Here is a 5,580-nt window from a genome sequence, read left to right on the forward strand (position 1 = left end):
TTTCGTAGGCGATCTCGCGCTCTGCGAGGTCAGATTCCGCCGTCGCGGCCGCGGGCCGCGTCTCTCCACTGTCGAGGTTTGCCAACGACCCTGCCGCACGCGCCGCCCGTAATGCCCGGCGCGGACGACTCCCTAATTGAACTGTTTAATTATGGGTCCGTCCTACCAACTCCGCCGCGTCGGGGAAAGCGGCCGTTCCGGCCTTCTCGCCGGTGCGATCTATCTGCAATGCGGAAGTGGGCGGCGCAGGGGCCGCGGCGGCTTCCTCGACAAGCCATTCCCGGAACGCCGCGGCGGCGGTCTTAGGCGGGCCTGCAGGAAGCAGCAGAAAGAACCTCGCGGGCGTGGGCACGAAGCCGTAGGGCGCGGCCAGCCGGCCCGAGGCGATGTCGCCGGCCACGTAGATCCACGGGCTCAAGCCCACGCCCAGGCCCGCCGCCGCGGCCTCCAGCATGTAGAACAGATGCTCGAACTCCCGGTCTTCCGGCGCATGAGGCAGACGCACGCCGCTGTGAGCTTCCCATTCGGCCCAGGCGGAGAGGTGCGGGCGGGTGTGCAGCCTCGGCAGCCGCTCGATCCCGCCGCCTGGCGCCAGCAGGACCGGGGCGCTTGTGCCGCGGCCCCTCGGTCAGCCGCAGCCCAGTGTCCCGCTCCAGGCTGCGGATCTGCCGGCTGACGGCGCCGTGGGTGACGCAGAGCTCGTCCGCCGCCAGCGTCATCTGGCCCAGGCGGGCGAAGGCCTCGAAGGCGCGAAGGGCGCCGAGCGGCGGGAGCGTGCGTCTGGCCATGTGACCTCAGCTCACAAGAACCCTGTTCATATATCGTTTGTCGCAGTGCAGCAACGTCCGCATCCTTCCCGTGGGCTTCGGTTGCGCTGCAACGGCAGGCTGCAAGTCGGAGCGTAGGAGAGCGCCGTGAACATGCCCGTCGCCATCGAGAAATTTCGGCCTGCGTGCCCCGATCGTCCGGATGTGTATCCGTCCTTCTGGAGCTCGATGTTCGGGGCGCAGTCGCGCAACCCGATCATCGGCTGGACCAAGGCCTCGTTCGAGGTGTCGCACGCCAGCCGCAGCTTCCCCGGCTTCACCTATCACACGCTCAACGACCCGGAGCTGATACAACAGGTCTTCCTCGACCGGCAGCCGAGCTTCGGCAAACCCTCGCTGATGCGGAAGTTCGCGGGCCGCTACATGGGCGGCAGCCTGTTCCTGGAGGAGGGAGAGATCTGGCGCAGCCAGCGCCGGCTGATGGCGCCGACCTTCACGCCCGGCTCCGTGGCGGCCTTCCACCCGATCTTTGTCGAAGCCGGTGAACGGACCGCCAATCGTTGGGCCCAGGAGGCGCCCGGCGTCATCGACGTCGACGCCGAGGCGGTGCGCACCACCTTCGACGTGATCAGCCGCGCCCTGTTCTCAGGGGAGCACGGCCTCGGCACCGACGAGGCCGCCGAGCACGTGGAGAACCTGCTGGCTTCGGTGCTGCGGCCGGGCGCGCTGCTCGGCGGCCTAGGCTGGCTCGACCAGACCCGGCGCACGCGCAAAGGCCGGGCCGCCGAGGCCTTCCTGATCTCGCGCCTCTCGGCCTTCATCGCCGCCCGCCAAGCCGATCCCGAGCCGCCGGGGGACTTCATGACTCAGATCCTGCAGGCCTTTGCCCAGGACCACCCGCCGGAGGAGGCGGCGCGGCTGGCGCTCAGCAACGCCGTCATCTTCCTGGTCGCGGGCCACGAGACCACCGCCCACGCCTTGGCCTGGACGCTTTACCTGCTGTCCGAGGACCAGCAGGCGCAAGCCTGGGCGGCGGAGGAGGCGCGGGCCGCGCTGAGCCGCGGCGGAACGCCAGCCGAGACCCTGGAGCACCTCATCTACCTGCGCATGGTGCTGGAGGAGTCGCTGCGTCTCTACCCGCCGGCGCCGCGGCTGGAGCGCGAGGCCAAGGCCGACGAAGTCGTTGGCGACCTGCAGATCAGAAAAGGGGATTGGGTGGGCGTCTGGCCTTGGCTGGTCCACCGCCACAAGGCGTTGTGGCGCGACCCGGACCTGTTCGACCCGGAGAACTTCTCGCCCGAGGCCAAGGAGGGAAGGCACAAGTTCCAGTACATTCCCTTCGGCGCGGGCCCCCGGATCTGCATCGGCGCCCAGTTCGCCACGGCCGAGGCGCTGCTCGTTCTGGCCCAGTGGCTGGCGCGCTTCGAGTTCGCGCCCACGCCGGGCCACAGGGTGGAGGTGTTCGCCGACATGACCCTGAAGCCCGTGGGTGGGATGCCGCTGCGGGTCTACGAGCGGCTTGGCTGAACCGCCGGCGGAAAGAAACACTACGGCTCCGCTCGACAGAACAAAGTTGGAACATTAGCTTGCGTGGATGGCCGTACTCGACCTGAAGCGCAAGCTCGCCATCCTCTCTGACGCGGCCAAGTACGACGCCTCCTGCGCCTCGTCCGGCACCGCCAAGCGCGACTCCGTGGGCGGACGCGGCGTCGGTTCGACCGAGGGCATGGGCATCTGCCACGCCTATGCGCCGGACGGCCGCTGCATCAGCCTGCTGAAGATCCTGCTGACCAACTTCTGCGTCTATGACTGCGCCTACTGCGTGAACCGGGTGTCCTCGAACGTGCCCCGGGCACGCTTCTCGGTGCAGGAGGTCGTCGACCTCACGCTGGGCTTCTACAAGCGCAACTACATCGAGGGCCTGTTCCTCTCGTCCGGCATCATCCAGAGCGCCGACTACACCATGGAGGCGCTGGTGCGGGTCGCGCGCACGTTGCGCCAGGACCACGACTTCCGCGGCTACATTCACCTGAAGCTGATCCCCGAGGCCTCGCCCGAGCTGGTTAACGAGGCCGGCCTGTGGGCGGACCGGGTCTCGATCAACATCGAGCTGCCGAAGGACGAGAGCCTGGCGGCCTTCGCGCCCGAGAAGGACCTCGCCGGCATCAAGCGCTCCATGGGCAAGGTGCGGCTCTCCATCGACGCGGCGAAGGAGCCGGCCCGGACGGCCGCCGCCCCGTCCTACGCGCCCGCCGGCCAGTCCACCCAGATGATCGTGGGGGCCGACGCCGCCAGCGACGGCGAGATCCTCGCCCGCAGCGCCAGCCTCTACGGCGCCTATGGCCTAAGGCGCGTCTACTACTCGGCGTTCAGCCCGATCCCCGATGCGGCGGCCGCCCTGCCGCCGGTCAAGCCGCCGCTGATGCGCGAGCACCGGCTCTATCAGGCCGACTGGCTGATGCGCTTCTACGGGTTCGAGCGGGAGGAGATCGCCAGAACGGGCGAGAACCTGGACTTGGCCATCGATCCCAAGCTCGCCTGGGCGCTGAAGCACCGCGGCGAGTTTCCGGTCGACCTCAACCTGGCCGACCGCGAGCGGCTGCTGCGGGTTCCAGGCCTGGGGGTCAAGAGCGTCGACAAGCTGATCGAGGTGCGCCGCTACAAGCGCCTGCGGCTGGAGGACGTGAAACGCGCCGCCCGCAGCGTCGAGAAGCTGAAGCCGTTCATCGTGGTCGCCGATTGGACGCCGGGGGCGCTGACCGACAAGGCTGATCTTCGCGCTCGGGTCGAACCTCCGCCGGAGCAGCTGAGGCTCTTCTGATGCGGCTGGTGCGCCTGCGCTCGGAAACCGACTTCGACGGCTGGCGGCGCGCCGCCCGCGCGCTGCGTACGGAAGGCGTCGCGCCGGAGGCGGTGGTCTGGACCGTGGACGGGGAGGGCGACCTCTTCGCCGAAAGCCAGGCCACGCCGGCCGCCGCCGCACCCGCCTTCACCGTGCCGAAGGACTTCGTGGAACTGGCCCAGGAAGCGATCCTGCACCGCTCGGACGAGCGGTTCGCGCTGATGTACCGGGTGCTCTGGCGTCTGGGCGCCGAGCCCAACCTGATGCACATCGTCACCGACCCCGACGTGGCGCGCCTGCGGGACCTCGCCAGGAACGTCGACAAGGCCGCCCACAAGATGAAGGCCTTCGTCCGTTTCCGGCTGGTCAGCGATCCGGACCAGCCGGAGACCTACGCCGCCTGGTTCGAGCCGGCGCACCGGGTCGCGGAGAAGGTCGCGCCCTTCTTCGCCCGGCGATTCACCAACGTGCGGTTCTCGATCCTGACCCCCGACGTCTGCGTGCACTGGGACGGGGAGCGGCTGGGCTTCTCGCCAGGCTCCGATCCCGCCGACGCGCCGGCGCACGATTCCCTCGAGGACTACTGGCGCACCTACTACGCCGCGATCTTCAACCCGGCCCGGCTGAAGGTCGCCCAGATGCAGAAGGAGATGCCCAAACGCTATTGGCGGAACCTGCCCGAGGCGCGGCTCATTCCCGAACTGATCGAGGCCGCCGAAAGCCGCACCGCCGCCATGGTCGCCACCCCGCCGACCGAACCCTCCCGCCGCATCGTCCGCCAGGCCGCCCGCGTCAGCCGCGACGCGACCTATGACGGGACGGTGCCGACCACGCTCGAGGAGGTGTGGGGCGGGGTGCAGGTCTGCCGCCGCTGCGAGCTCTACCGGGAGGGGACGCAAGGGGTGGCGGGGGAGGGGCCGAAGAGCGCCCGGCTGATGTTCGTCGGCGAGCAGCCGGGCGACCAGGAGGACCTGGCCGGCAAGCCCTTTGTCGGACCGGCCGGCAAGGTGCTGGACCGCGCCCTCGACGAGGCCGGCGTGCCGCGCGCCGAGACCTTCGTCACCAACGCGGTGAAGCACTTCCGCCACGAGCTGCGCGGCAAGCGGCGGCTGCACAAGACGCCGGACGCTTCCCACGTGGAAGCCTGCCGCTGGTGGCTCGACGCCGAGCGGGCGATCGTCCGACCGCGGGTAATCGTCGCCCTCGGCGGCACGGCGGCGCTGTCGGTGTTCGGGAAGCCGATGGCCATCGGCAAGTTCCGCCAGCAGGCGATCCAGCTCCCCGATCAGGCCCAGGGCGTCGTCACCTACCATCCCTCCTACCTGCTCCGCGTCCCCGACGCCGAAGCCAAGGCCAAGGCCTTCGCGATGTTCGTCGACGACCTGAAGTTCGCCTGGAAGCTGGCGGCCTGAGACCTCTCCCCCCTCTCGCCGGGGGGAGAGGTCTAAGAAGCATTGACCTACCCCCGTTCTGCGCTCAAGCTGCTCGCGCTGAACAAGGACGCATCCATGCGTGAGGTCATTTCCTAGCGGCGCGACGCCCCCGCCCCCGGCTCTGCTGAGCTGCGGTCCTCACTTCCTTGATCGGCAAACTCACTCATGGCGTTCTTCCGCAACGAGGCGATCAATCGCCTCAACCTGCACACGACCGTGCAGACCTTCGCCCAGGCGGGCGGGGGCGTGTTCTTCTTCGCCTTCCTGCTGAAGGTCGGCGTGCCGGCCCACTGGGCGCTCGCCGCCGAGGCGGCCGTCGTCGCTGGGCGCTTCTTCCTGCGTCCGCTCATCCTGCCGCTCGCCCGGCGTTTTGGCCTCAAGCCGCTGCTGGTCGCCGGAGCCGTGGCGATGGCTCTGCAATATCTGCTGCTCGCCGAGGTGGGCGGGGTCGGCGGCCAACTGGCGATCCTGGCGATCACCCGCTGCGTCGCCGAGGTGGTCTACTGGGTCTCCTACAACAGCTATTTCGCCAGCGTGG

At 69.2% G+C, this 5,580-nt stretch carries 5 protein-coding genes and 1 pseudogene; 4 read left to right on the forward strand and 2 right to left on the reverse strand.

Annotated features, from left to right (window positions below; genetic code table 11):
• Positions 1-145: 145 nt before the first annotated feature.
• Complete coding sequence (locus VHK87_RS14400; protein WP_329635580.1) at positions 146-505, reverse strand: LysR substrate-binding domain-containing protein; 360 nt, start codon at positions 503-505, stop codon at positions 146-148.
• A 160-nt stretch (positions 506-665) separates the two neighbouring features.
• Positions 666-788 (reverse strand): annotated as a pseudogene (locus VHK87_RS14405) (LysR family transcriptional regulator); the annotation flags it as partial.
• A gap of 132 nt (positions 789-920) precedes the next feature.
• Between VHK87_RS14405 and VHK87_RS14410 the strand changes: the two are divergent.
• From VHK87_RS14410 to VHK87_RS14425, 4 genes are all read left to right on the forward strand, one after another.
• Positions 921-2,294 carry a cytochrome P450 gene (locus VHK87_RS14410; RefSeq protein WP_329635584.1) on the forward strand — a complete coding sequence of 458 codons (1,374 nt, stop codon included), beginning with the start codon at positions 921-923 and terminating at the stop codon, positions 2,292-2,294.
• A 67-nt stretch (positions 2,295-2,361) separates the two neighbouring features.
• A complete protein-coding gene (locus tag VHK87_RS14415) occupies positions 2,362-3,588 on the forward strand; it encodes a putative DNA modification/repair radical SAM protein (protein WP_329635581.1) in 1,227 nt (408 codons plus the stop codon).
• Positions 3,588-5,021, forward strand: coding sequence for a UdgX family uracil-DNA binding protein (locus VHK87_RS14420; RefSeq protein ID WP_329635582.1), 1,434 nt, complete (start codon positions 3,588-3,590; stop codon positions 5,019-5,021). Before VHK87_RS14415 ends, VHK87_RS14420 begins: the two co-directional genes overlap by 1 nt.
• 186 nt (positions 5,022-5,207) lie before the next feature.
• Positions 5,208-5,580, forward strand: a 373-nt coding sequence (locus VHK87_RS14425; protein WP_329635583.1) for a hypothetical protein, incomplete at its 3' end; no start/stop codon positions are given.

Source organism: Phenylobacterium sp. (assembly GCF_036263695.1).
In the GTDB taxonomy this organism is placed as follows: Bacteria; Pseudomonadota; Alphaproteobacteria; order Caulobacterales; family Caulobacteraceae; genus Phenylobacterium.